Source organism: Cupriavidus sp. 21MJTG02-4 (genome assembly GCF_057798975.1).
The window spans coordinates 113437-137810 of sequence record NZ_JBYOJP010000008.1; the positions used below are offsets into that span (position 1 = coordinate 113437).

The window sequence follows — 24374 nt, forward strand, 5'->3', positions numbered from 1 at the left end:
GGCAACCGGATACAGCATCAACCAGAATCGAGGAAAGAACATGGAGAACGTGGATTGCGTGGTGATCGGCGCGGGTGTCGTCGGACTGGCCGTGGCCAGGGCACTGGCGATGAGCGGACGCGAAGTCATCATCCTGGAGGCCGAGAACGCCTTTGGCACCATCACGAGCGCGCGCAACAGCGAGGTCATCCATGCCGGCATCTATTACCCGGCCGGCTCGCTCAAGGCCGGGCTATGCGTGCGCGGCAAGGAAATGCTGTACGAATACTGCGCCTCCCACCATGTCGAGCACCAGCGCTGCGGCAAGCTGATCGTGGCGACCAGCGAGGCACAGGTGGCCACGCTCGAAGGCATCCGCGCCAAGGCCGCGGCTAACGGCGTCCATGACCTGCGCTTCCTGACGCGCGCCGAAGCCCAGGCGCTGGAGCCGCAGCTGCAATGCCACGCCGCGCTGCTCTCGCCGTCCACCGGCATCATCGACAGCCACGGGCTGATGACGGCGCTGCTCGGCGATGCCGAAAACGCCGGCGCGATGCTGGCGGTGCAGTCACCCGTATTGCGCGGCGCGATCACGCCCGCAGGCATCAAACTGGAAGTCGGGAACGAGGACGGCGGCAGTACCACGCTGCTGGCCCGGACGGTTGTCAACGCGGCCGGCCTGACCGCCCCCGAACTGGCCCGTCGCATCGATGGCATGCCCGAGGCCCATATCCCGCCGCAGTACTACGCCAAGGGCTGCTATTTCACGCTGGCGGGACGCGCGCCGTTCTCGCGGCTGATTTATCCGGTGCCCGAAGCGGCCGGGCTCGGCGTACACCTGACGCTCGACATGGGCGGCCAGGCGCGCTTCGGCCCCAATGTGCGCTGGATCGACGATATCGAATACAGCGTCGATCCCGCCGAGGCCGACAGTTTCTACGACGAAGTCCGCCGCTACTGGCCCGGACTGGCCGACGATGCGCTGCAGCCGGGTTATGCCGGCATCCGCCCCAAGATCAGCGGCCCGCATGAAACTGCCGCGGATTTCCGCATCGACGGCCCCGCCACGCATGGCGTGCCGGGCCTGGTTCACCTGTTCGGCATCGAGTCGCCGGGGCTGACCTCGTCGCTGGCTATCGCCGAGCGCGTGGCCGCCGAACTGGCCTGAGCCGAGCCCGGCACGGCCGGGTTGCGGAAGCTCATCAGCGCGCAGACCGCGCCCGCTGCCGCGGCGGCCGCCGCCAGGCCGAACGTATGCGCGGGTGCCAGCACCTTCCACGTCCAGCCCATTACCAGGCCGCCGAGCGTGCCGCCGACGCCGTAGGAAATCCCCGTGTACAGCGCCTGCCCCCGCCCCTGCAGCGGCCCCGCGAACCAGTGCTGCAGGCGCTTGAGGCTGGCGCTGTGGTGCGCGGCGAAGGTGGCTGCGTGCAGCACCTGCACGGCGGCCATCAACCACAGGACCTCGGGGAAGTAGCCGGTCAGGCCGAATCGCACCGCGGCCAGCACGAACGTACCGGCCAGGATCGTCGCCAGCGGCACACGCGCGAACAGCCGGCCCTGGAAGTAGAAGAACACGATCTCCGCGACCACGCCGATGGTCCACATCACGCCGATCGCGAACTTGCTGTAGCCCAGCCGCTCCAGGTAGAGCGAATAAAACACATACAGCGCCGCGTGCGCGAACATCATCAGGAAAGCGGACGCGAAGAACCATGCCACGTCCGGCCGGCGCAGCAGCGGCAACGCGGGCGGCGGACGCACGCGCGGCCCTTCGTCGGGCGCATCGCGCATGCCGAACACCATCGCCATCAGGATCGCCAGCATGGTGCTGGCCACCCATGGAAAGGCCTGCATGCCGAGCTGCTGGAACAGCGCGCCGCCCGCCAGCACGGCGGCAATGAAGCCGACCGAGCCGAACATGCGAATGCGGCCGTAGCGGTGGTCGAAGGCGCCGTAGCGGCGCAGCGTGGAAATGGTCAGGGCATCGCCAAGCGGCGACATCGCGCTGGTGATGAGGCTGATGGCGACCATCATCGCCATCATGCCGCCGTAGCTCTCCACGGCCGGCAGCATCAGGAATGCCGCGAGCGCGCCAACCGCCGTCACCCGCAGGATGCGCACGCGCGTGTGCATCGTGTCCGAGAGCCAGCCCCACAGGTAGGGGCCGAGGATGCGGCTGAACTGGAACGACGCCATCAGCACGCCGATCTGCACGGCCGTGAAGCCGCGCGCCGCGAAGAACAGGCTCACGAACGGCGAGATGACGCCGACGTAGCCGTAGTACCCGAGGTAGAAGAGACCGAAGCGGCCGTAGTCAGGCCGCGCCGCAACGGCGGTGACGGTCTCGGGCGCCGCGCCCAACTCAGCCCGGCTGGCCGGGGGCCTGCGCGGCAATGCGCGGCGTGTCCACCTTGACGTCGCCGCACTGGGCGCGGTGGCGCAGCGCGTGGTCGACCAGCACCAGCGCCAGCAGCGCCTCGGCGATCGGCGTGGCGCGGATGCCCACGCACGGGTCGTGGCGGCCGAAGGTCTCGACGGTCGCCGCATTGCCCGACTTGTCGATGGACTCGCGCGGCGTGCGGATGCTGGAAGTCGGCTTGATCGCCAGCGACACGGTGATGTCCTGGCCCGTGGAAATACCGCCCAGGATGCCACCGGCGTTATTGCTGCGGAAACCCTGCGCGGTCAGTTCGTCGCCATGCTCGCTGCCGCGCTGCGACACGCTGTCGAAACCGGCGCCGATCTCCACGCCCTTGACTGCGTTCAGGCCCATCATGGCATGCGCGATATCGGCGTCGAGCCGGTCGAACAGCGGCTCGCCCAGGCCCACCGGCACATTGCTGGCAACCACTTCGATGCGCGCGCCGACCGAATCGCCGTCGCGGCGCAGCGCGTCCATATACGTTTCGAGTTCCGGCACGATATCGGCATTGGCGGCGAAGAACGGGTTCTCCGGCACCTGCGACCAGTCGCTGAACGGCACCTCGATCTCGCCGAGTTGCGACATGTAGCCCCGGATCTCCGTGCCGAAATGTTCACGCAGCCATTTCTTGGCCACGGCGCCCGCGGCCACCACCGGCGCGGTCAGGCGCGCCGACGAGCGGCCGCCGCCGCGATAGTCGCGGATGCCGTACTTCTGCCAGTAGGTGTAGTCGGCGTGTCCCGGACGGAAGGTCTCGACGATATTGCCGTAGTCCTTGCTGCGCTGGTCGGTGTTGCGGATCAGCAGGCAGATGGGCGTGCCGGTGGTCTTGCCTTCGAACACGCCCGAGAGGATCTCGACCTGGTCCGGTTCCTTGCGCTGGGTGACATGCCGCGACGTGCCGGGCTTGCGGCGGTCAAGATCGGCCTGGATATCGGCTTCGGTCAGCGCCATGCCCGGCGGGCAGCCATCCACCACCGCGCCGATGGCGGGCCCGTGCGATTCGCCGAAGGTAGTAACTGTGAAGAGCAGGCCAAGGGTATTGCCGGACATGATGGAAACCGCACAGGAATTGGGGACGGCCTACATTGTAAGGCCAATGCCGGCCCTTCTGCGCCCGGCCTGGCGCTCAGCGGCGCGGCAGTTCGCCCTGCGCGGCTTCCGGATCGAAATCCGGATAGAACTCCTCGCGCATGCGCGCCACGTAGGCCACGAGGTTGGCATGTCCTTCGGCGGCGGTGCGGATCGGCGTGTCGAACAGCGGGCACAGCAGGCTGCCGGCGAAGGCGAACAGCGTGGCATCGGCGCCGCACGGCCGATCGCCCATCAGGTACGGACGGTCGCCAAGAATGTCGGCAATCGACGTCACACCCTTGCCGGCCAGGGCGACCAGTTCGTCTTCGCTATGCCGCCCCAAGCCCTGGTTCCAAAGCGTGCGGCGCACCTTGTGGCGCACCAGGCGCTCGGCCAGGCCACGTACCGGCGCCGGCACGGCGCGGAAAAACTGCGCCGGGCCACGCTCGAAGTTGGCTTCGTCGAGCCAGCGTACGCGCGCCACAGCCCAGTACAGGTTGTCTTCCATAAGCTTTTCCGCCGCCCAGGCGATGCCGCAATCCGCAGGCGTCAGGCCGGCGTCGAAGTCGATGTGGTACGTCTTCTCGATATGCCAGCGGATCAGCGTGGAGTCCGCCACGATGCGGCCCATGTCGTCCAGGTACGGCAGCTTGCCCTTGGGCGCGCGCCGCAGGCTGCCGCGCCGGGTCTGGTAAGGCAGGCCGGCCAGCTTGAGCAGCATTTCGGCCTTGGTGACGAAGGGGCTGGCGTCGGGCAGGCCGAACGCGGGGCCAAAGGTGTAGAGCGTGAGCATGGCAGTACGCGAGCGCGGGCTAGCGCCATTCGCCGCGCAGGGCGGTGACCATCTGCTGCAGGCCTTCCGGCGTGGCCTGGTCCGGCGGTACCGGTTCGCCCACGACCAACTCCAGCCGGCTCAGGACGCCGCGCCGGAACGGTCGCGTCATGGCCGACCCGCCCTTGCGCGAGAAAAAGCTGCCCCACAGCCCGCGCAACGCCATCGGCACCACGGTTACCGGCGTGCGCTGGATGATCTGCTGCACGCCCTGCTTGAACGCGTTGATCTCGCCAGTCGCCGTGATCTTGCCCTCCGGGAAGATGCAGACCAGATCGCCGTCCCGCAACGCAGTGGCCACGTCGTCATAAGCCTTCGCCAGCAGCGCGGGGTCCTCATGCGCGGGCGCGATCGGAATGGCTCGGGCCTGGCGGAAGAACCACGACATCAGCGGTACCTTGAAGATGCGATGGTCCATGACGAAGCGCACCGGGCGCGGGCTGGCGGCCATCAGGACCACGGCGTCGGCAAAGCTGACGTGGTTGCAGACCAGCACGGCCGGGCCATCGGCGGGAATCCGCTCGGCGTTCACGCGCCGCAGCCGGTAGACCGTATGCACCAGGATCCAGGCCACGAAGCGCAGCAGGAATTCCGGCACCAGCGAATAGATGTAGATCGCCACCAGCGCATTGAGCAGGCCCACCGCCAGGAACAACTCGGGAATGCTGAAGCCCGCCTGCGCCATCGCCACGCCCAGCAGCGAAGCGCCGATCATGAAGAAGCTGTTCAGGATGTTGTTGGCGGCAATGATGCGCGCGCGATGCGTGGGCGCGCTGCGGCTCTGGATCAGCGCGTACAGCGGCACGCTGTAGAAGCCGCCGAACATCGCCAGCAGCAGCAGGTCGACCAGCACACGCCAGTGGCCCGGCCCGGCGAGGAAGCCGCCAACTCCGGTCAGCGTGCCGCTCGCCTGCCCGTGGCTGGCGAAGTACAGGTCCACCGCGAACACCGTCATGCCGATCGAGCCGAACGGCACCAGGCCGATCTCGACATGCCGGCCCGACAAACGCTCGCACAGCAGCGAGCCGATGCCGATGCCCACCGAGAACACCGCCAGCAATAGCGTCACCACGTTCTGGTCGCCGCCCAGCACGTCCTTGGCAAAGCTGAAGAACGAGGTCAGGAAGGTTGCGCCCAGGAACCACAACCACGAGATGCCCAGCAGGCTCAGGAAAACCGTGCGGTTCTCGCGCGCCAGCATCAGGTTGCGCCAGGTTTCCGTGAACGGGTTCCAGTTGATGCGCAGGTCGGGCTGCGGCGCCGGCGACACCGGCACGCCGCGCGACACCACGCGGCCAGCCACGGCAAGGCCGACGCAAGCCACGCCGACATAGAGCGGCCCGATCAGCTTGCCGCCCTGCTCCAGCCCGGCCAGTTCGCCGCCGAGCAGCGTGCCAAGCAGGATCGCAACAAAGGTCCCCATCTCGACCAGCCCGTTGCCGCCGACCAGTTCGGATTCCTCGAGGTGCTGCGGCAGGTAGGCGAACTTGACCGGCCCGAACAGCGTGGAATGCAGGCCCATCAGGAAAGTGCCCGTATAGAGCAGCGTGGCGTTGTGCCAGGCGAATCCGGCGCAGCCAAGCGCCATGATGGCGATCTCGAGCGACTTCACCAGCCGGATCAGGCGCGATTTTTCGATCTTGTCGGCGATCTGCCCGCTGGTCGCGGAGAACAGCACGAACGGCGCGATGAAGATCGCCGAGATCAGGAAGGCGGCGCTGCGGGCGTCCACGCCCTCGAACAGCGCCGTGTGATAGGTCACCAGCGAGGTGAAGGCGACCTTGAAGACGTTGTCATTCATCGCCCCCAGGAACTGGGTCCAGAAGAACGGGGCGAAACGGCGCGCGCCGAGCAGTCGAAACTGGCTGTTTTGGCTCATGTTGGCAGGCTTGGGGCCCGGATGGGTTGGCCCCGGGATTCTGCCGGGGCGGCGTTCCGGCCGCCATCATGCCATCACGATGGCCGGACTGCACCTGGCCAGGACACTCCCGGCCCGGCGTTGCTCAGTCTGCGCGTTCCTGTTCTTCGGGCCAGTCGCGGATATAGGCCTTGAGCATCTTGTTTTCGAAGCTCTGGTCTTCCACCACCGCCTTGGCCACGTCGTAGAACGAAATCACGCCCATCAGCGTGCGGTTGTCGAGGATCGGCAGATAGCGGGTGTGACGCTCCAGCATCATGCGGCGCACCTCGTTGACGTCGGTCTCCATGGTGCAGGTGAGCGGCGCATCGTCCATTACCTTGCGGATGCTGGTGTTGCCGACGCTGCCGCCATTCCTGGCCAGCGTCTCGATGATCTCGCGGAAGGTCAGCATGCCGACCAGGTCGCCATACTCCATGACCACCAGCGAGCCGATATCGTGCTCCGCCATGGTGTGGACGGCTACCAGCAAGGCGGTGTCAGGCGTCACGGTGTAGAGCGTATTGCCCTTGATCTGGAGGATGTCGCTGACTTTCATGGTTGTCTCCGCTACCGGTGCCTGCGGCATGGCGCCCTGCCGGAGGCCCGGGGCCGAATGCCTTTTTATTTGTTCATGGGATGTCCGGGCAGGGGTTGCCCGTGCGCCGATGCTAGCCCAGATCGCCCGGATAAGTAAAGCACAGGCCGGTTTCCGGGCGGATGACCCCATCGCCGCACGGGCGATGCTACGATGCAGCCCGGAGACAACTCTCGCTCGAATCCTCATGTCCGGTACCCGTTTCGACACGCTGGCGCTGCACGCCGGCGCCGCGCCCGACCCCGCCACCGGGGCCCGCGCCACGCCCATCCACCTGACCACCTCGTTCGTGTTCAAGGACAGCGAGCATGCGGCTTCGCTGTTCAATATGGAACGCGCCGGCCACGTTTACTCGCGCATTTCCAACCCCACCGTGGCGGTGCTGGAAGAGCGCATCGCCGCACTGGAGAACGGCGCGGGCGCCGTCGCCACCGCCTCGGGCCAGGCCGCGCTGCACCTGGCGGTGGCCACGCTGATGGGTGCCGGCTCGCATATCGTTGCTTCCACCGCGCTGTACGGTGGCTCGCACAACCTGCTGCACTACACGCTGCGCCGCTTCGGCATCGAGACCACGTTCGTCAAGGCGCGCGACATTGACGCGTGGCGCGCCGCCATCCGCCCGAACACGCGCCTGCTATTCGGCGAGTCGCTGGGCAACCCCGGCCTCGACGTGCTCGACATCCCGACCCTGGCGCAGCTCGGCCAGGACAACGGCATTCCGCTGCTGGTCGATTCCACCTTCACCACGCCCTACCTGCTGCGCCCGTTCGATCTTGGCGCGGGCCTGCTCTACCATTCGGCCACCAAGTTCCTGGGCGGTCACGGCACCACCATCGGCGGCGTGCTGGTCGAAGGCGGCACGTTTGATTTCGAAGCCTCGGGCCGCTTCCCGGAACTGTCGGAGCCGTATGAAGGCTTCCACAACATGGTCTTCACCGAGGAGAGCACGGTCGCCCCGTTCCTGCTGCGCGCCCGCCGCGAAGGCCTGCGCGACTTTGGCGCCTGCATGAACCCGATGGCCGCGTGGCAGCTGCTGCAAGGCGTGGAAACGCTGCCGCTGCGCATGGCGCGCCATGTCGAGAACACGCGGCGCGTGGTGCAGTTCCTGGCGTCGAACCCGATGGTCGAGTCCGTCGCCTACCCGGAGCTGGAGTCGCACCCCGACTACGAACTGGCCAAGCGCCTGCTGCCGCGCGGCTGCGGCGCCGTGTTCAGCTTCAATCTGAAGGGCAATCGCGAAGCCGGCAAGCGCTTTATCGAAAGCCTGTCGCTGTTCTCGCACCTGGCCAACGTCGGCGATGCGCGCTCGCTGGTGATCCACCCGGCCTCGACCACGCACTTCCGCATGGACGCGGCGGCGCTGCAATCGGCGGGCATCACCGAAGGCACGATCCGCCTGTCGATCGGCCTGGAAGACGCCGACGACCTGATCGAAGACCTCAAGCGCGGCCTGAAGTCCGCAGAGAAGGCCATGAGCGGCAAGGGAGGGCAAGCCTGATGGAACTGAAGATCGCAGGCCAGCCGGCCTACGCCTACACCGGCGGCAAGCCGTTCGACCCCGCCCTGCCCTGCGCCGTGTTCGTACATGGCGCCCAGAACGACCACAGCGTCTGGGGACTGCAGACGCGCTGGTTCGCCAACCATGGCTTCTCGGTGCTGGCAGTTGACCTGCCCGGCCACAACCGCAGCAAGGGCGCGCCGCTGGCCACTGTCGAAGAGATGGCCGACTGGGTCATGTCGCTGGTGGCCGCTGCCGGCGTGACGGCGCCGGTACTGGTGTTCGGCCACAGCATGGGTTCGCTGATCGCGCTCGAATGCGCGGCGCGGCATGCGCCGTCCGTGCGCGGCATTGCCATGCTGGCAACGGCTTATCCGATGAAGGTATCGGATGCGCTGCTCGACGCCGCGCTCAACCGCGAAGGCCAGGCCATCGCCATGGTCAATGCGTGGTCGCACTCGAGCCTGGCCAACAAGCCGTCATCCCCGGGGCCTGGCGCGTGGATGCAGGGCGGCAGCCAGCGGCTGATGGAGCGCGTCGCGCGCAACAACCCGTCGGTCCATGTCTTCCATAACGACTTCACCGCCTGCAACACCTACGCGCATGGCGAGGAAGCCGCGGCGGCACTGTCCTGCCCGGCACTCTTCATCACGGGCAGCAAAGACATGATGACCCCGCCCAAGGCCGCACAGGCACTGGCCGCGAAGATGTCCCATGCCAGCATGGTTTCGGTGCCGTGCGGCCACGCCATGATGGGCGAACGGCCGGACGAAGTCCTCGATGCACTGTCGGGCTTCGCGCGCAAGGTCGTAGCGGCGCGCTGAGCCGTCGCACCGGCGGACGGCCCGCGTGGCGCCGTCCGCGGCTTTTGGCAGTTGCGTCTGGCAGACGCAAGCCATGGCCAGGAGGCGTCAAGGGCGGCAACCGGCCATCTACGGCCGCTCAATCAAAGTCGGCAAGGAACAATCGAGCGTCAGCAGTGCGCCCGTGACGTGACGCACACAGTCCATGCCGCGAGCGCTACCGAACCCGCCCGATCGCCTTTCGCTGCCGGGTGGAGATGCCTGCCGGCCACCCGAAACAAGCCTACACTCATCGATGCCCCGCGCTACCTGAATACTGGCCGCCACATCGGTTCGCCGGGCGCGGGCGGACACGTTCGTTCCTCATGGCGCCGGTCATTCGCGGCAAAGGAGAGGCCATGGAAAAGATCCCAAGAGCAACGGCCTTGTTCATCGCGGGCTTTGGCCCGGTTGTGATAGAAGCCCAGGCAAGCCGCGAGCTCTACAGTCGGGCCTTCCGTATCCCCTTCAAGGAAGAGAAAGGCGGCTACCTCCATACGGAGAGTCTGAAAGGCGCAAACACTTTCGCTTTGTGGCCGCTTTCTCAGGCCGCTCAGTCGTGCTTCGGCACGGATTCGTGGCCTCGTGACGTACCCATCCCACAAGCCTGGATTGAGTTTGATGTCGACAACGTCGAAGCGGCTACGGCAGAACTAGAATCACGAGGGTATCGGATGCTGGTCAGGAACCGGAATGAGCCGTGGGGCCAGACCGTCAGTCGCTTCATCGGGCCGGAAGGATTGCTGGTAGGAATCACCTTTACGCCATCGATGCGGGAAGAGAAATGATGGCGGCCAAGTGAAAGACCTGCGTGCGGTGACTGGTCTGGCTGGCTAGCAGCACACGCTTCCCCACGTGAATGGCTGATGAAGTACAGATAACGGTCCTCGCCGTCCTTGTGGAACGGGAGAATAGAGCGCGCTCCCTTTTGGGAGCGGGCTTTATGCCGCGCGGTTCGCCACGAGCTGCTTCATCAGCCTGCTCGACATCGCACTTGAATACGGCCGTAGGCGTCGGGAATTCAAATGAAAAATCCTCTGCTACTCTTCCTTCTGCTCTTGGCAAGTGGAAGTGCAACGGCCGCCTCGTACGCATGGAATTGGTGTGAAGTAGCCCGGGACGCTAACGCCTGTTTGAAAACGTGCGCCTTAAAAGATGATGCGTGCCAAGCAAATTGGCTCGAGCGAGATGCAGACGCGGCCAAAAATATTCTAGATATGGCGCGCGCATCCAACGAAGACTATCAAGAAATCTGTTCTCGGGCACGTCGGCCGAGAACCTGCACACTTTGTACTGAAAAGACTCGAGAATGTGCCCTTGAGGTCTTGAAGCTGGAAGCCGAGGAATTTGCGGAGCAGGCCGCTACAAAGCGGCAACTCACCAGGATAGAAGAACTCAAAGCGAATCCTGGCTACACCGATAAATCTCTGAAACGGTCCGACCCTCGTACGCCAATAGATAGACGTGAGCATCCGGAGTATAACCCGATCGGAATTGTACGTCTTCCTAACCTAAAAGAGTCAGGCTTCAATCGAGGGACAGGATGGCTAACAAGCGACTGCTTGGTTGTAACTGCTAAGCATGTGATTACAGGCTCGGATGATAGACCGGGGAGATCTGCTATTGGCGTCCAGGTTTCGTTTTATGTCGGAAATTCTCCATCGCATGATAAAAGTTTCGCCTATCAGTCTACGGGCGTCGTAGTAGACGCTGGGGAATCAGGAAACTCCATAAGCGATGATTGGGCATTGATAAAACTGGACGACCCGCTAGGGAAAAAGGTTGGAACGATTGCTACATGGCAGTACACCGTAGAGGAAGCGCTAACTTGTACTGCTCTCGAAGTTGCGGGCTATCCGGGAAGCAAATCCGTTGATCAACTGTGGTGGCAGTCTCGTTGCCCCTTGGAGAAGGATCTGAGCAGCGAATGGCAGTTTATATTGCGGTGTCCAGCAACCCCCGGGAATTCTGGTGGTCCGCTTTTATGCAGGGAGAGCAACGGAGATCTTCTTGCGATAGGAATCATAGCGTCGCGATCTTTCGGAGCTAACGCAGAGGCCGTGAATTTCTCCAAGCATTGGTGGCATGCCATACAGCCAGCACTTAAAAAGTTCGCAAACACTTGTCCGAAAAATTAACCAGTTACAAGCGTTATCCAAAAATGTTTCCAGGGTGAAAAATGCCGCACTCCTTTCGGAGGTGCGGCGCCGCGGCGTCGGCCAGCCGCAGCCTACGGATTGGCGGCCGGGTAGGCATATGACTGTGTTTGTGACTAAAACGAAGCAGGACTTGGTGGAAGTGTTGACGGGATCGGAGCGCAGGATGAAGCCATCGTTAACGTCCGACGAGATGTCGCTGTTTTCCACAGAAAGCTGACCACGCGGCCCCCGTATCGCTCAGCCTTTTGGGTCGTCGGAGGTCGCATGAAGCGCATATGCGCGCCACGCGCCGATCGTCCATCGCGTCCAATGGCGTGGCGCGGACGCCATCGTTTCATAGCTAGGCAGGCTGTACAGGATCTTCCTCAGACCAGGCTCCTCGATGAAGGCCGTGCGTATCCGGTGGATCGCATAGACGCGCGTGAGCAACACCAAGCCCGTTGCGGCGAGCGCGGTGCACCAAATCTCCAGCACATTCATTTGAATTCCCCAAGCGCATTCCTGTGTAGCGCTGCCAACCTGACGATACCGGCCGTGCGAAAATCAGCGTCTCACTGACTACCGTTATGCTGCAAATAGCCGATTCTTGAACATAGTGTCCTGAGGAGACTTTCAATGTTCGGCCCCCCCCCCCCCGGAGAATCACCTCGCGACGCATGACGTCGAATGGTTAGCTCGGCCGTACGTGCTTAATGCGGAGCCGCTGTTCCCTCCATCACACCGTGTGGTGATTGAGGCGCGCGCAGCCGGAGCAGCCCTCGCTATAGCGTGCCGCCTTAATCAGGCGCAACGGGCACGGGCCGCAAAACTCGAGAGTGTTGGACTTCCTTCGGCCAGCGCGGTCCACCTGCAGAATACTTTGCAACTCAGTCTGGACCTGCTCGAGCGCTATCGGACAACGCTGCTGGGCTTAATCGATAGCATTGAATCGTCTCACATTGCCCTGGTGAAAAGCCGAGAACTGCTGGCCCGTGGTCCATTCGATCGGGTCCGCCCCGAGCATAGGAGGGGTCACATGGCGCTTCACACCGCGGAGCCGGTGACTTTGGACGGATGAATCCGCAGTTTGCGACGGCGTCTACGCGGACCAAGGGAAACGCCTGGTTGTCCTCGGCATCGCGCCGCAGTGGGGCCTAGGGAGGATAAAGGCTCGATTGCGAGAACTCGCGGCGGATTTCTTGACCGCCGCGGCATCGAGCAGTATTGCAGGAGCCGCCATGACTGAGTTGCAAACGTTGGACGGACTGGCCACCGGTGTGCCAATCGTCGCGGTCGGAGCATCGGCCGGCGGCATCACTGCCATGCAGAAGCTGTTTGAGGGATTCCCTGCGTCGGTCCCCTTTGCACTGGTTGTGCTGCAGCATCTGCCTGCCGGCCAGCCCAGCGGCCTAGCGGACTTGATCGCGAGATGCACGCGCTTGCCGGTCAGAGCCGCAGACGACGGGGTCCGACCCGAAGCCAACTGCGTGTACGTGCCGTCGCCGGATCACATTTTGACGCTGGAAGACGGCGAATTTCAAACGAGACCGGCTGAAGGCGGCTCCCGACGCCCCGGCATTGATACGATTGATTCGTTCCTCGAAAGCCTGGCGCTGCGAAATGAGCCACGATCAGTCGCGGTCATCCTCTCGGGCACGGGCATGGACGGTACCGCCGGCGCAATCCGGATCCGCCAGGCAGGCGGCGTTGTCATCGTTCAGGATCCGCTCACCGCCTTGCATGACGGTATGCCGAACGCGGTAATTCAACGGGGTATTCACCACCACATCCTCCCCTGCCGGGCCATCGGCCAGCAGCTCATGGCCTGCGTCGATCCTGATTACGTGCGCCCCATGTCATCAGCCAATGCGGCCGAAGGAATGTCCGAAGCGCTTGCCCGGATTATCGATCTGGTTCGCCAACGAGCCGGATTCGACCTCGGCGGCTACAAGCCTTCGCCGTTGCTATGGCGTGTCCAGCAGCGGATGGATATGCGTAAGGTTTGGTCCTTCCATGACTATGCTTTGCTCCTTGAGGATGATCTGGTCGAATTGGACGCACTGACGCGCAATATTCCGATATACGTAACGGAATTCTTTCGCGATGCTGCCGCATGGGAAGCCTTGCGTGACGTGCTCAAACCACTCGTTGCCGAAACCGGGAGCCGGCGTACGTTGCGAGTCTGGACGCCGGCGTGTTCGACCGGCGAGGAGGCGTACTCAGTTGCGATGCTTCTTGACGAAATCTCGCATGAAAGAGGTGAGACAACCGACTTTCAGATATTCGCAACCGATGCCGCACCAGAGTTGGTGGCCAGGGCCAGTCGTGGATTTTTCCGCACTGAGTCCATGAGTGGGGTTTCGGATGCCCGGCGGAACCGGTATTTTTATGAAATCGATGGATCGTTTCGCGTCAAACGATTCCTGCGTGAAAAGCTCGTATTCGTTCCGCAGGATTTAATTTCTGATCCACCTTTTGCCGGGCTCGATCTTGTCACTTGTCGCAACCTCTTCATTTACCTGACGCGCGAGACGGTAAAGGACTTGGCTTCTATTTTTCACGGCTCGCTGCGCGAAGGCAGTTTCCTTTTTCTCGGCCGGAGCGAGGCCTACCCTCTCGATGGGGAGGGCTTTGAGCCATTTTCTAGAAAATGGAATATCTACCGCAAGGCTGGTCCCGTGGTCACGAAGCTGCCGGCAAAACTGCGATCGGCTGATAACGTAGAGGTGCGGTCCGCGGCTGCACTTCGCGTCGCGTATGAACGATTTGGCATTCCATCGGTGCTGACAGACGAAAAAGGCAATGTCCTGCGTACATACGGCCAAACAAGCGGGATCCTTGGCCTGCCTGCGGGAGAACCTTCACTCAATGTGGCCGATTTGGTCCCGCTGCAATGGACAGCACGCCTTCGGCATGGCATCCGGCAGGCGCTCGACGAACAGCGATCACTGATCCTTACGCCCTTGCCAGCCGCCGACCCAGTGACGGATTCGATCAGCATACGACTTACGCCTCTGCAAACATCCAGCAGTGACGCGTGGGACCGTATGCTAGTGTCATTCATACGGCAGCAGGATGATTCTGATGCGCTCGGCGCAGACAACTCCTCCCTCCTGCAAGGCGACCTTGGCATTGCCGAGAGCGTCGATTGGAAAGACCAAGCCCGGATTTCCCGCGAAGAAATGGACGCGTCACATGAAGAATTGCTGGCGCTCAACGAGGAGCTCAAAGCATCTAACGAACAGCTCGCCCGGAGCAACGAAGATCTCGATGGCTCGAACAAGCAATTGCAGGAAAATATCGACCAGTTGGCCATGCAAAATCACGTCCTGCTGTCCGCCGGGATAATGACCGTGTTCCTCGATCCGGATCTGAAACTTCGGTGGTTTACACCTTCAATGCGAGACGTGTTTCCGCTTAGGTCCGGCGATATGGGCCGGAGTATCGCCGACCTCGTCCCCATCTTCCACGACGAGGCCTTCTACAAGGACATCGAGCGGGTGCTTCACGCCAGCGAGCCGCTCGAAGCTGTCATACGCGATGACCACGGCCACTGCTTTCTGCGCAAGATCTTTCCCTACCGTTCCGCGGCAGACGAAATAGTCGGCGTGGCAATCACATTTATCGACATGGTCAGCCACGGGTTCGAGGATCCGCTGACTCGCCATTAGCAAAGCCGCCGCCAAGACGAAACGGTCCACTGGTCATCAGGTCATCAATGGCAGGTAGCCATTTCTGGCGGCTACAGCCCTACGCGGACCGGTCGAGCAGGACCGCTCGGCCCTGCCCGGCAGTTTCGGACCTTTAGCGCGCACCTCTCTACACACAACTACTGACGGCCCGTGCCCGGCAGAATGTCGTTTGCGGTCGCTTCGGACTAGTCTACTTTCGCACCATTAGCAACCAGCAAATCTGCTGCCAGCTTGCCCTCGCGTTCGGCGAATCGCTGAAATTCGGCCGGCGATTCCGATACGGAAACTTCGTCGCCCTGGTTGATGAATTTCTTCCGCAGGCCTGCGTCGCTCATTACCTTGCGGCTAGCGGCGAATAACTTCTGGATGACTTCTGGCGGCGTGGCCGCCGGCGCGAACAGCCCGTACCAGGCAGACATGTCATATCCCTGGAGTCCGCCCTGCGCGATAGTCGGTAGTTGAGGATTCGCGGGCGAGCTGGCAGCAGACGTCACCGCGATCGCCACCACCTTGCCAGCGTCGATCATCGGCCTGACCGAAGGTGCAGTGCCAAACGTCAGCTCCACATCGCCAGCGGCAACGGCCTGGGCGGACTGCGCACCGCCCTTGTAAGCGACATGTGTCATTTGGACGCCAGCCCGTCTCGAAAAATAGAGGCCCGCCACGTGTGTGAAAACACCGTTTCCGGAGGACGAGTAGTTTAGCTTTCCCGGCTGTGCCCTGGCCCGAGCAACAAGCTCGGCTACGCTCTTGATGCCTGTACTCTTGTTGACCACAAGTATCATCGGCGCCGCGACCAGCCGCGTGATCGGTGCGAAGTCCTTTGGCTGGTACTTGATGTTCCTGAAGAGGACCTTGTCGCTACCCATGACGCTGGCGGTTCCAAGGTAAAGCGTGTATCCGTCAGCAGGCGCCTTGGCGACCATGTCCGCCGCGATGGTGGTTCCTGCACCAGGCTTGTTGTCAATGATGACCGGTTGGCCGAGCTCGCGCGCCAGCGCGTTGCCATAGAGACGCGCGGTATTGTCAGCGCCCCCGCCGGCGGGGAATCCGACCACGAGCCGGATTGGCTTGGCCGGATAGAGATCTTGAGCGCTGCCGTGGGCCGCGTGTGGCAGCGCGCTGATGCCTAGCAAGATCAGGAATGTCCAAGTTGCTTTCATGAATATGGTCTCCTCAGTTGTGTTATTTCTACCTTCCCTTGAACACCGGCCGCCGCTTCTCCTTCCACGCCGCGGCGCCTTCCTGCAAATCCGACGACAACTGCGATCGACGCAGATCGCTCTCCAACGCGAGTAGATCTGGCGTGCCGCGCGCAATGTCGTTGAGGTGCTTTTTCATGCCGAGCAGTGCGATCGGTGCCATGCCGGCAAGCTGTAACGACAAGGCGTCGACGCGTGCATTCAGTGTTTGCTCAGGAACAATCTCGGTGAGAAAGCCGATATGGAGCATCGCCTCGGCATCGAGTCGGTCTGCGGTCAGGAACAGCCGCTTGGCATGGTCGAGCCCCAACCGCGATATGTAGCGCTCCATACCCCCCTGATAAAAGTGCAACCCCAGGCGAACCGCCGGCATGAACATCTCGCATCCGGGCACGCCGACACGGAAATCGCAGGCAAGGCAAAGATCGGTGGCCCCGCCGTACACCCCGCCGTTTACCGCGGCGATGGTGACGGGTCGGCAGGCCTCCACGGCGTCCATGACCTCGCCGAAGTCCAGAGCGCCTTCGCCGGAGCTGCCCGCAAGCGCACCAATGTCGTACCCGCTGCAAAAGTACTTTCCGGTACTGGTCAGACGGAGCACCAGCACTTTTTCCATGTCGTTGACCCTGGCAATGTGGTCGCGCAGGACTTGAAGGTCGGCCGGGCTAATGCGGTTAGCCACCTCCGGTCGACGCAGGGCAATGGTGGCAATGGCGCCATCCGTGGTGAGATATGGGGCGTGCGGGTCCATGTCGGGGTTTCTCTCAAGCAGTCGGAAGTTTGATTTCAAGGGTTATGCGAGGGATCGCCGGGCGTGGGGCGACGATCGCTCGGGTCGGTCTGCCGTCTCGCCGGCAGACAGGGCGGATCAGCCGACCATGGCGTGTATGCAGATTGGCGTGCCGACCATTACGAAACCGGTCACGCCTGGAACGCTGCTTTTTGAGTCAAGAGCGCATGGATCGACGCGACACCTGCTTCCCGCAAGATTTCCAGCGTGTGTTCGCCAAGGTCTGGCGGCGGCCTGCGGGTCATGCGGTGCGCCACAGTCGTGTCCCGCGCGTATGTGGAAATCGGCGTCACTACTTGCAACAGATTGCCCAGCAAAGGATGATCGACCCCCTCGACCAGTCCGCAACTATCGAGTTGCGGATCTTGGAACACTTCGGCCGGCGAATGGATCGGCCCGGCAGGTATGCCCGCGGCAACGAGAAGCTCGGTCCATTCGCGCTTGCCGCGGGTCTTCAGGCGTGCTTCGAGAATGGCTTTGAGTTCGATCCGATTGCGGGCACGTAGCTCATTCGTCAGGAATCGCGGATCCTCCGGCAAAGCAAGCAGATCCAGTAGCTGACACAGGCGAACCCACATATCAGTGGTGATTGGTGCCAGATTCAAGGGGCCATCAGCCGTCTCGAAAACGCCGTAGGGAGCGATCACGGCATGCTGGTTGCCAGTCCGATTCGGCACCTCGCGCAGGCTCAGGTAGCGCTGTCCGTGGACGCTCAGCAATGAAACCAGGCTTTCGAACAATGATGTCCCGACGCGCTGGCCACGCCCGGTACGCTCGCGCTCGTAGAGGGCGCCGAGGATCGCCATGGCGAGCCACATGCCCGAGCTCAGATCACCAATAGCGGTGCCGGTCCTGGTTGGCTCCCCATCGGGGAAGCCTGTCAGGCTCATGAGCCCGGAATAGCCCTGTGCAATCTGATCGAATCCGGGCGAGCCGCTCAAGGGGCCGGACGGACCGAAGGCACTGATGCTTCCCATGATCAGGCGCGGGTTGCGCGCGCTCAGGACGTCGAAACCAAGCCCCATGCTCTCCATCGTGCCCGGCTTGAAGTTCTCGATCACAACATCGGCGCCGTCGACAAGTTTCAGCAGCGCCTCGTGCACGAGGGGGTGCCGGAAATCGAGGCAGACGCTGCGCTTGTTGCGGTTGCAGGACAGATAGTATGTGCTGACACCACGGTCGAACGGTCCCCATGTCCGGCTCATATCGCCCTTGGGGCCTGCCTCAACCTTTATGACGTCGGCCCCGAGGTCAGCCAGCACCATCGCGCAAAACGGGCCGGACAAAGCCCGGCTGAAGTCGACGATCCTGATCTTGTCTAACGCTTGCATGCAGAAGTCTCCGCCCGCGGTGTAATGGACAAATGGCGTACAGGCGGGATCTGTCGCCCCTACTTGCGATAGCCGCGGTGGCGCCCTTGGAATTGGCGGCACGCCGGCTGCCTTGCCAAAAGGCCTGGCGTCATATTCGCTGGGACATCGCGCCATCGCCGACCATCTGGAGACGTAGTGTACGAAGCCGTTTCATATTAAAAAAATATGATATTGTTATCGCGGCATACACTGAGCTTATGGTGAAGAATGGATCTCCGGCAGCTTCGGTACTTCGCCAAGGTGGTTGAACTTGGGAACGTCACACGCGCCAGCGAAGCGCTGCATATCGCGCAACCCGCAGTGAGCCAGCAGATGCGCGCCCTCGAACGCGATCTCGGCATGCAACTGCTCACACGCAGCGTCCACGGAGTGATGCCGACCCCGGCCGGGCGCACGCTCTACCGGCACGCGCTTGGCCTGCTGATGGAAGCCGACCGGACGCGCGAACTACTGCGGCAGGATGCCGAAGAGCCCGCAGGCCGCGTATCGGTCGCCATGCCGTCGAGCACGGCGCGATTGATGGCAATACCACTGGCCCGCCGAATCCGGGATCGCCATCCCGGCATCACGCTGGAACTGATCGAGGCGCCCACCGCCGATCTCCCGCAATTGGTGGACAGCGGGCGCGTGGCACTGGCCGTCATGGCCGATGCGGACAGGAGCCGATCGACGGTCGTCCAGCCACTGCTCACCGAGGAGCTTTACCTTGTGGCGTGGCCGGAGTTTCCACTGGAAGCCGAGGTGGTGTCGCTATCGCGGCTTGCACAAATGCCGCTCGTCATGCCAAGCGCGCCCAATACAATCCGCAGGCGCGTCGAATGGGCACTGCGCGAAGAAGGCGTCGAATGGAACGTTTTGTTCGAAGCGAGCTCGACAGCGCTGCTGTTCGCTGCAGTGCTGGAACGGCTTGGTGTCACCATCCTGCCGTGGTCGGCGGCCTACCTTGAGATCGAACAACGAAAACTGAAGATTGCCAGGGTCGACCACAACTTGTTCGCGCGGGAACTATCCCTGTGCTGGAAGGAATCGGGACTCATCAGCAACGCTGTGGTGAAGGTAAAGACCACTATGCTCCAACTTTTTGAGGAGTATGGGAGCCGCCCCGGCTGGACGCATGCCCCGTCAAATTGACGTCTGGCACCACATCAAATCCTGGTCGGCCGGGCTATGCGATGAACCCCAACTCGCCGGATTCCGCTGTCAGCAGTTTCCTGCTGAAGGCTAGGTCGTCCACGTAGCTGACGATGGCGTGCTGCACCACGCCTTCCTTGCGGTTGATGCGGGGATGCTTGTCCAGGTAATGGTGCGTGGCGTACAGCCTGGGTCAAAGTGGCCCCCTGCGAGTGATCGAAGTCGAAGGCGGCTCCCATGACACGGCCGAGCAAGCGGAGCGTGATGTATTGAAAAATAGCATCCTGGCCACGGCGGAAGAGCTGCCGACCGCGTTCGGCCAGGGCAGCCCTTGGGATAGTCGCCTGAATCCGTTACGCGCGCTGGCCGCTTACGTCAAGCACTCTGGTGGAGACGTACGTGCGGGCCCCGTCTGGCCATTCCACGCGCACCTCGGTCGGGCTCACGACGCGGGTAACGGTCAGGCGCTTGCCGCGAAACACCCAACTGGTGCCGGGCTTGTACAGGCTCGCGCGGCATGCCGTGCGGCGTTGTCTGCTATTCATGGTTGGGGCGGGCCGCCCTTCGGGCGGCTGGTGGTTTTCGTCAAGTGGGTGCCGCGTCGGCCGCGCGCTCGATTCCAGGGGCAGCGTCACGCAGGCGAAAGCTTACACGACCACGCTCGGGCCTGCCGGTGTCGGAGTCCGGCCATGGGCAACCGCTCTGCACATTTCGTACGGCCGCTCAGGGTCGGCTCCGCCCCTCGGCTAGCCGGGATTTTCGGCCCTCGACGTCTTGAGCACCACCCGGCGGCGGCTCGCCCATAGCATCAGTTGCTGGCCACTGCGGCCTATTCCGCCACGATCCTGCGCTCGGTCGCAATGCGCTTCCACAGCGCCAGATCCCGCTTCATCCGTTCGCCAAACGCCGCCGCACTGGCGCTCGAAGGCTTGGCTCCGTCCTGAGCCAGCGTTGCCTTCAGGTCATCGGAAGCCGCCACCGCCGCGATCTCGCGATTGAGGCGCTCGACCAGCGGCGCGGGGGTGCCGGCCGGTGCCAGCACCCCGACCCAGATATCGGCGGCATAACCAGGAACCGATGCAGCAAGCGCCGGCAGGTCCGGAAAGGCCGGATTGCGCTCGCGCGAAGTCACGGCAAGCGGACGTACCTTTCCGGACTTGATCAGCATAGCCAGCGAACTGTAGTTGGAGATCATCACGTCAATCTGCCCCGCCGCCAGGTCCACGAGGGCGCCGGATGCGCCCTTGTAGGGCACGTGCATCATGGTGACGCCCGACGATGCGCACATCAACTCGGTGGCAAGCTGTCCGAGCGATCCCACGCCGGCGGACCCATACGTGATGCCGCCCGGCTTGGCACGCGCAGCGGCCAGCAGCTCGGCCGGTGTGCGCGCCGGCATTGCCGCCGACACGGCCAGCAGCATCGGACCATCGGCCACCATCGCTACCGGAGCAAAGGCAGTGAGTGGGTCGTACGGCGAGCTTGGCTGTGTCGCCGCCGCCGTCAGCAGCGTGGACGAGGTCAGCAGCAGCACCGAGCCGTCATGCGGAGATTTGGCCACGAAATTGGCCCCCAGCGCACCCGCTGCGCCCGGCCGGTTTTCCACGATCACCGTCGTGCCAAGTCTCCTGGCCAACCCAGGCGCAAGTCCGCGTGCGATCACGTCGTTGCTGGCGCCGGCCGAAAACGGCACCACCAGCCGCACCATCGGCGGCACGGCGCCCGGCGGCGCGGGCGTGGAAGACTGGGCCCGCACCGCGCCGGACTGGCCCGCCAGCAGCGAGGCCGCCAGCATCGCCGCACGTACGGCGCGATGGACAATACCGGGCGCGGCGCCGGCCGCATTGGTCCGGCTGCCGGGTTTTTGGGAGCACGTTGTTCGATACCAGCACATGGCGGCACCTCCGAATCATCGAGTCATGGGGAACACAAGAATGGATGACGTTGCCATCCGGACGGATGGGCCGCGCGTCAGCCCGGAACGTCCAGATCCAGCAGCGGCGCGTACTGCTGGGCGCCGAAGATGTCGCCGTCGCCCGCACTACCGCTGGGGCGTTCGCGATAGATCGTGAACTTGATGGCAAGCGCCGGATCGTATTCGACGAAGTCGGAAATCCGCTCCATCGGAATGCGATACAGCGCGGCCATCGACTCGCGCGTGATCACGCGCGCGCGCTTCACCCGCGCATACTGGGCAGGTTCGCGAAAGATGATGTCAAAGGTGATCTTGTTGACGCCGGCGTTCTTGCTGCGGATCGTCTTGGCCAGCTCATGGAGTTTCTGCGTGGACATGTCGGGGTTCCGGTTATGCGTGCGTCAGACGCCTGCGTCGACGATGTGGGTGGGAAACAGCGCCAGCGGATCATGCACGGCGATGGTGTGGTTCAGCGTCCAGCGGTAGGCGGGGCTAGCGTGCAGTACCTCGTCCAGCGGGAACGATACGGAGCCCGCCGTGCCCTTCACGTCGGGCAGGCGCGCATAGAACATCTGGCGCAGGCCGATCATTGCCACCTCCTCGGCCATCTCGCGCGTGGGCGCCACAGCCTGCACCAGCACCCCAAGCTCGTGACCGGGCTGGTCACGCAACGGCTCGAGCGCGCCCATCACGCCATCGCGGCCATAGACGTTGTAGTGCAGTTCGTAGCCTTCGTCGCCAAACCGCAGACGCACCTGCTCACGCGCCCAGGCGATGACGCGATCGATGTTGGCAATGGTGTACGGGTCGCGCACGCCACACAGGCCGACGTATCGTTCACCGACCTTGCCCGCCCCCTCCAGCTTCACACGCACCTCGTCTGCAGCATGGAAACGCGACCCCGTGATGCGCGTGGTGCGCGGGTCGATCTGCTCGTAGCGACAGTCGCGCATGTCCAGCCGGCCGCCCGCCACGAACTCGTCGTAGGGGTTCGAGCGCTCATACATCGCGTGGCCCGCCACGGACGCAACGGTGCAGCGCTGCTCAGGATGCATGGCGGTCACGCGCACATCATCTTGCGAGATCGTGCCCATGACTGTTTCCTTCCCGCCATAGGGCTCGGCGCAGAACGACGCGCATTCCAGTACCTTGCCCAGGTAGTACGCATGGTCTGCCGAAAAACCGTGGTGAAGCGCCGGCGCGGCAAAGACCGCGGCGTCCGAGCTGCGTCCGCCGATGATGACTTCGGCCCCCCGCCGGAGCAGCTCGACATAGGGATGCACGCCCGCCATGGCCACGATGCGGTCGGTGGCGTCGAGCTCGTCCCGCGTCAGATTGGCAAAGCCATCCAGCCCGGCGATGACGTCGCCATCATCGAGACGCGCCTTCAACTGCGCCTTGTCGACCTCCGAATAGAAATAGCCCAGCTTGAAACGCTTGAGGCCGTGCCGGTGCGCCAGTTCCTGGATGATCCGCACGTACAGGTCCACACGACTGTTGCTGCCGGTATCTCCCGCCGAGCCGATGATCATCGGCACGCCAAGCCGGCGCGATGCCAGAAGCATCTGCTCCAGGTCGTGGCGCTGCCACGTTTCGGGGCTGGTCGATGTGTCCGAGCCCAGCGGCACCGGGCCCACGTCGTCACTGCCCGAATCCGCGGCGATATAGTCGGGCCCGGCCTCCACGCCAAGCTCAAAGCTGGCCGTGCGCAGCGGCGCAAAGCCGAGATGGCCGTTGGGGCAGATGATCTTCAAGGACTGCATGTGTCAGGTCTCCGAAATGTCCGCAGGCACCCTGCCTCGGACACGACACATTCAGCGAAACCCGTGCCAGGTGAGCACTGGGATTTTTTTGTTTTGTTTTCAATGAGATAGCATTGACACCCTATGCTGCCGCGTGAGAATCACGCAACGTTCCCGCGCGGACCGCGCGAGATTCACACATCCGGGATGTGCAACTTGAGCATCTGGTGACGCAGCGCATGACGTGTCAGACCCAGCCTGGCCGCGGCCATGCCGATATTGCCGTGGGAGTCACGCAGGGCCGTACGCACGAGCTCAGTCTGGAATCGGGCGGTGGCGCCGTGGTAATCGAGGCCGCTGTCTCCCTGCCCATCGGCACCGCACAACTCGGGCGCCGCGTCGGACCCGGTATCAGACTTCTGTGCAGGCGAGTTACGGTGAGACGCCGATACTTCCCGGAGGATGCGCGCGGGCAGATGCCCGGGCTGCACCGTATCGCCCGCTTCCAGCAGGCAGATCCGCTCCAGCAGGTTCTCGAGCTCGCGGACGTTGCCGGGCCAACGGTAGCTGCGGAAAATGCGTGCCACCTCCGGATCGAAATGGCGCATGGCGCTGCCGTACTGGCGGTTGTACCGTTCCAGCGCCGCGTGAGCCAGCATGAAGACATCGTCGCCGCGTTCCCGCAGCGGCGGGATATTGATGGCGATGACCTGCAACCGGTAATACAGGTCTTCGCGAAAATGCCCGGCATTGACTTCCCCGAGCAGTATCCGGTTCGTGGCCGCGATGAAGCGCACATCGACGCTGATCGGCTTGACCGCGCCTACCCGCCTGAAGCGCCGGGAGTCCAGCAGTGTCAGGATCTTCGACTGCATGACCGGGTCCAGTTCACGCACTTCGTCGAGAAACACGGTGCCGCCGTTGGCCGCCTCGATCAGTCCCTCTTTCTTGATCACGGCCCCGGTGAACGCGCCGCGTTCGTGGCCGAACAGCTCCGATTCGAGCAACTGGGCGGGAATCGCCGCACAATTGATATCGATGAAATTGCCGGCGGCGCGTTGCGATTGCTCGTGGAGCATTCGGGCCACCAGGCTCTTGCCGGTCCCGGTTTCGCCATAGACCAGTACGGTGCGCGCCTGGCTGCGCGCCACGCGCAACACCAGCTCGCGCAGGGCAACGATGGATGGGTGATTGCCAACGAGTGCGGAAGATTGCGGCTGCATGACTGAGGAGCCGCGCCGGCAGC

At 63.4% G+C, this 24374-nt stretch carries 22 protein-coding genes; 8 read left to right on the forward strand and 14 right to left on the reverse strand.

What is annotated here, in order from left to right:
- Positions 1–40: 40 nt before the first annotated feature.
- A complete protein-coding gene (locus AC3FKH_RS17610) occupies positions 41–1147 on the forward strand; it encodes an NAD(P)/FAD-dependent oxidoreductase (protein WP_488677142.1) in 1107 nt (368 codons plus the stop codon).
- Here the strand turns inward: AC3FKH_RS17610 and AC3FKH_RS17615 are convergent.
- The 5 genes from AC3FKH_RS17615 to AC3FKH_RS17635 form a co-directional block, all read right to left on the reverse strand.
- Positions 1069–2343 (reverse strand): MFS transporter, encoded by a 1275-nt coding sequence (locus AC3FKH_RS17615; protein ID WP_488677293.1) that lies wholly within the window; start codon positions 2341–2343, stop codon positions 1069–1071. The two genes, AC3FKH_RS17610 and AC3FKH_RS17615, sit on opposite strands and share 79 nt — an antisense overlap.
- Position 2344: 1 nt before the next feature.
- A complete protein-coding gene (gene aroC, locus AC3FKH_RS17620; RefSeq protein WP_488677143.1) occupies positions 2345–3457 on the reverse strand; it encodes a chorismate synthase in 1113 nt (370 codons plus the stop codon).
- A gap of 76 nt (positions 3458–3533) precedes the next feature.
- Positions 3534–4271, reverse strand: a complete 738-nt coding sequence (locus tag AC3FKH_RS17625; RefSeq protein ID WP_488677144.1) for a glutathione S-transferase C-terminal domain-containing protein — start codon at positions 4269–4271, stop codon at positions 3534–3536.
- Between the two features lie 19 nt (positions 4272–4290).
- Positions 4291–6189: an MFS transporter gene (locus AC3FKH_RS17630; protein WP_488677145.1), complete on the reverse strand. Its 1899-nt coding sequence runs from the start codon at positions 6187–6189 to the stop codon at positions 4291–4293.
- 124 nt (positions 6190–6313) lie between these two features.
- The gene (locus AC3FKH_RS17635) at positions 6314–6766 is read right to left on the reverse strand and encodes a CBS domain-containing protein (RefSeq protein WP_483711102.1); all 453 of its coding nucleotides are present in this window, start codon (positions 6764–6766) and stop codon (positions 6314–6316) included.
- 226 nt (positions 6767–6992) lie between these two features.
- On the opposite strand from AC3FKH_RS17635, the gene AC3FKH_RS17640 reads away from it, so the two are divergent.
- The 5 genes from AC3FKH_RS17640 (at position 6993) to AC3FKH_RS17660 (ending at position 11521) form a co-directional block, all read left to right on the forward strand.
- Positions 6993–8303: an O-acetylhomoserine aminocarboxypropyltransferase gene (locus AC3FKH_RS17640; protein WP_483731893.1), complete on the forward strand. Its 1311-nt coding sequence runs from the start codon at positions 6993–6995 to the stop codon at positions 8301–8303.
- Entirely contained in the window at positions 8303–9127 is an 825-nt protein-coding gene (locus AC3FKH_RS17645; RefSeq protein WP_483731892.1) for an alpha/beta fold hydrolase, read from the forward strand. Before AC3FKH_RS17640 ends, AC3FKH_RS17645 begins: the two co-directional genes overlap by 1 nt.
- A 377-nt stretch (positions 9128–9504) precedes the next feature.
- Complete coding sequence (locus AC3FKH_RS17650) at positions 9505–9933, forward strand: VOC family protein (RefSeq protein WP_488677146.1); 429 nt, start codon at positions 9505–9507, stop codon at positions 9931–9933.
- Between the two features lie 429 nt (positions 9934–10362).
- Positions 10363–11283, forward strand: coding sequence for a trypsin-like serine peptidase (locus tag AC3FKH_RS17655; protein WP_488677294.1), 921 nt, complete (start codon positions 10363–10365; stop codon positions 11281–11283).
- Positions 11231–11521, forward strand: a complete 291-nt coding sequence (locus tag AC3FKH_RS17660) for a hypothetical protein (RefSeq protein WP_488677300.1) — start codon at positions 11231–11233, stop codon at positions 11519–11521. The genes AC3FKH_RS17655 and AC3FKH_RS17660 overlap by 53 nt, the downstream gene beginning before the upstream one ends.
- 20 nt (positions 11522–11541) lie before the next feature.
- Here AC3FKH_RS17660 and AC3FKH_RS17665 read toward each other — a convergent pair whose 3' ends face one another.
- A complete protein-coding gene (locus AC3FKH_RS17665) occupies positions 11542–11784 on the reverse strand; it encodes a hypothetical protein (RefSeq protein WP_488677147.1) in 243 nt (80 codons plus the stop codon).
- A 737-nt stretch (positions 11785–12521) separates the two neighbouring features.
- Here AC3FKH_RS17665 and AC3FKH_RS17670 point away from each other — a divergent pair.
- Entirely contained in the window at positions 12522–14954 is a 2433-nt protein-coding gene (locus tag AC3FKH_RS17670; protein ID WP_488677148.1) for a chemotaxis protein CheB, read from the forward strand.
- A gap of 206 nt (positions 14955–15160) precedes the next feature.
- Here AC3FKH_RS17670 and AC3FKH_RS17675 read toward each other — a convergent pair whose 3' ends face one another.
- The 3 genes from AC3FKH_RS17675 to AC3FKH_RS17685 form a co-directional block, all read right to left on the reverse strand.
- Positions 15161–16138: a tripartite tricarboxylate transporter substrate binding protein gene (locus tag AC3FKH_RS17675; RefSeq protein WP_488677149.1), complete on the reverse strand. Its 978-nt coding sequence runs from the start codon at positions 16136–16138 to the stop codon at positions 15161–15163.
- Positions 16139–16166: 28 nt separating this feature from the next.
- Positions 16167–16928 (reverse strand): enoyl-CoA hydratase/isomerase family protein, encoded by a 762-nt coding sequence (locus tag AC3FKH_RS17680; protein ID WP_488677150.1) that lies wholly within the window; start codon positions 16926–16928, stop codon positions 16167–16169.
- Positions 16929–17098: 170 nt separating this feature from the next.
- Positions 17099–18298, reverse strand: coding sequence for a CaiB/BaiF CoA transferase family protein (locus AC3FKH_RS17685; RefSeq protein WP_488677151.1), 1200 nt, complete (start codon positions 18296–18298; stop codon positions 17099–17101).
- Between the two features lie 249 nt (positions 18299–18547).
- Here AC3FKH_RS17685 and AC3FKH_RS17690 point away from each other — a divergent pair, with 249 nt between their 5' ends.
- Positions 18548–19471 (forward strand): LysR substrate-binding domain-containing protein, encoded by a 924-nt coding sequence (locus AC3FKH_RS17690; RefSeq protein ID WP_483731861.1) that lies wholly within the window; start codon positions 18548–18550, stop codon positions 19469–19471.
- Positions 19472–19824: 353 nt separating this feature from the next.
- On the opposite strand, the gene AC3FKH_RS17695 is transcribed toward AC3FKH_RS17690, so the two are convergent.
- The 5 genes from AC3FKH_RS17695 to AC3FKH_RS17715 all read right to left on the reverse strand — a co-directional run bounded on the left by AC3FKH_RS17695 (position 19825) and on the right by AC3FKH_RS17715 (position 24351).
- Positions 19825–20016, reverse strand: coding sequence for a hypothetical protein (locus tag AC3FKH_RS17695; protein ID WP_488677152.1), 192 nt, complete (start codon positions 20014–20016; stop codon positions 19825–19827).
- A 284-nt stretch (positions 20017–20300) separates the two neighbouring features.
- Positions 20301–21365, reverse strand: a complete 1065-nt coding sequence (locus AC3FKH_RS17700) for a tripartite tricarboxylate transporter substrate-binding protein (protein WP_488677153.1) — start codon at positions 21363–21365, stop codon at positions 20301–20303.
- 77 nt (positions 21366–21442) lie between these two features.
- Positions 21443–21763, reverse strand: coding sequence for a DUF4387 domain-containing protein (locus AC3FKH_RS17705; protein WP_488677154.1), 321 nt, complete (start codon positions 21761–21763; stop codon positions 21443–21445).
- A gap of 24 nt (positions 21764–21787) precedes the next feature.
- A complete protein-coding gene (locus tag AC3FKH_RS17710) occupies positions 21788–23149 on the reverse strand; it encodes an acyclic terpene utilization AtuA family protein (protein WP_488677155.1) in 1362 nt (453 codons plus the stop codon).
- Between the two features lie 173 nt (positions 23150–23322).
- Entirely contained in the window at positions 23323–24351 is a 1029-nt protein-coding gene (locus AC3FKH_RS17715) for a sigma-54 interaction domain-containing protein (protein WP_488677156.1), read from the reverse strand.
- Between the last annotated feature and the right edge of the window lie 23 nt (positions 24352–24374).

What these genes read in the sequence shown, in the direction of transcription:
- AC3FKH_RS17625 (WP_488677144.1), bottom strand. Translation starts at nt 4,271, where the DNA reads ATGCTCACGCTCTACACCTTTGGCCCCGCGTTCGGCCTGCCCGACGCC.
- AC3FKH_RS17655 (WP_488677294.1), top strand. Translation starts at nt 10,363, where the DNA reads ATGGCGCGCGCATCCAACGAAGACTATCAAGAAATCTGTTCTCGGGCA.
- aroC (WP_488677143.1), bottom strand. Translation starts at nt 3,457, where the DNA reads ATGTCCGGCAATACCCTTGGCCTGCTCTTCACAGTTACTACCTTCGGC.
- AC3FKH_RS17710 (WP_488677155.1), bottom strand. Translation starts at nt 23,149, where the DNA reads ATGCAGTCCTTGAAGATCATCTGCCCCAACGGCCATCTCGGCTTTGCG.
- AC3FKH_RS17645 (WP_483731892.1), top strand. Translation starts at nt 8,303, where the DNA reads ATGGAACTGAAGATCGCAGGCCAGCCGGCCTACGCCTACACCGGCGGC.
- AC3FKH_RS17685 (WP_488677151.1), bottom strand. Translation starts at nt 18,298, where the DNA reads ATGCAAGCGTTAGACAAGATCAGGATCGTCGACTTCAGCCGGGCTTTG.
- AC3FKH_RS17650 (WP_488677146.1), top strand. Translation starts at nt 9,505, where the DNA reads ATGGAAAAGATCCCAAGAGCAACGGCCTTGTTCATCGCGGGCTTTGGC.
- AC3FKH_RS17695 (WP_488677152.1), bottom strand. Translation starts at nt 20,016, where the DNA reads ATGAATAGCAGACAACGCCGCACGGCATGCCGCGCGAGCCTGTACAAG.
- AC3FKH_RS17665 (WP_488677147.1), bottom strand. Translation starts at nt 11,784, where the DNA reads ATGAATGTGCTGGAGATTTGGTGCACCGCGCTCGCCGCAACGGGCTTG.
- AC3FKH_RS17670 (WP_488677148.1), top strand. Translation starts at nt 12,522, where the DNA reads ATGACTGAGTTGCAAACGTTGGACGGACTGGCCACCGGTGTGCCAATC.
- AC3FKH_RS17700 (WP_488677153.1), bottom strand. Translation starts at nt 21,365, where the DNA reads ATGTGCTGGTATCGAACAACGTGCTCCCAAAAACCCGGCAGCCGGACC.
- AC3FKH_RS17630 (WP_488677145.1), bottom strand. Translation starts at nt 6,189, where the DNA reads ATGAGCCAAAACAGCCAGTTTCGACTGCTCGGCGCGCGCCGTTTCGCC.
- AC3FKH_RS17660 (WP_488677300.1), top strand. Translation starts at nt 11,231, where the DNA reads ATGCCATACAGCCAGCACTTAAAAAGTTCGCAAACACTTGTCCGAAAA.
- AC3FKH_RS17610 (WP_488677142.1), top strand. Translation starts at nt 41, where the DNA reads ATGGAGAACGTGGATTGCGTGGTGATCGGCGCGGGTGTCGTCGGACTG.
- AC3FKH_RS17675 (WP_488677149.1), bottom strand. Translation starts at nt 16,138, where the DNA reads ATGAAAGCAACTTGGACATTCCTGATCTTGCTAGGCATCAGCGCGCTG.
- AC3FKH_RS17640 (WP_483731893.1), top strand. Translation starts at nt 6,993, where the DNA reads ATGTCCGGTACCCGTTTCGACACGCTGGCGCTGCACGCCGGCGCCGCG.
- AC3FKH_RS17635 (WP_483711102.1), bottom strand. Translation starts at nt 6,766, where the DNA reads ATGAAAGTCAGCGACATCCTCCAGATCAAGGGCAATACGCTCTACACC.
- AC3FKH_RS17715 (WP_488677156.1), bottom strand. Translation starts at nt 24,351, where the DNA reads ATGCAGCCGCAATCTTCCGCACTCGTTGGCAATCACCCATCCATCGTT.
- AC3FKH_RS17690 (WP_483731861.1), top strand. Translation starts at nt 18,548, where the DNA reads ATGGATCTCCGGCAGCTTCGGTACTTCGCCAAGGTGGTTGAACTTGGG.
- AC3FKH_RS17705 (WP_488677154.1), bottom strand. Translation starts at nt 21,763, where the DNA reads ATGTCCACGCAGAAACTCCATGAGCTGGCCAAGACGATCCGCAGCAAG.
- AC3FKH_RS17680 (WP_488677150.1), bottom strand. Translation starts at nt 16,928, where the DNA reads ATGGACCCGCACGCCCCATATCTCACCACGGATGGCGCCATTGCCACC.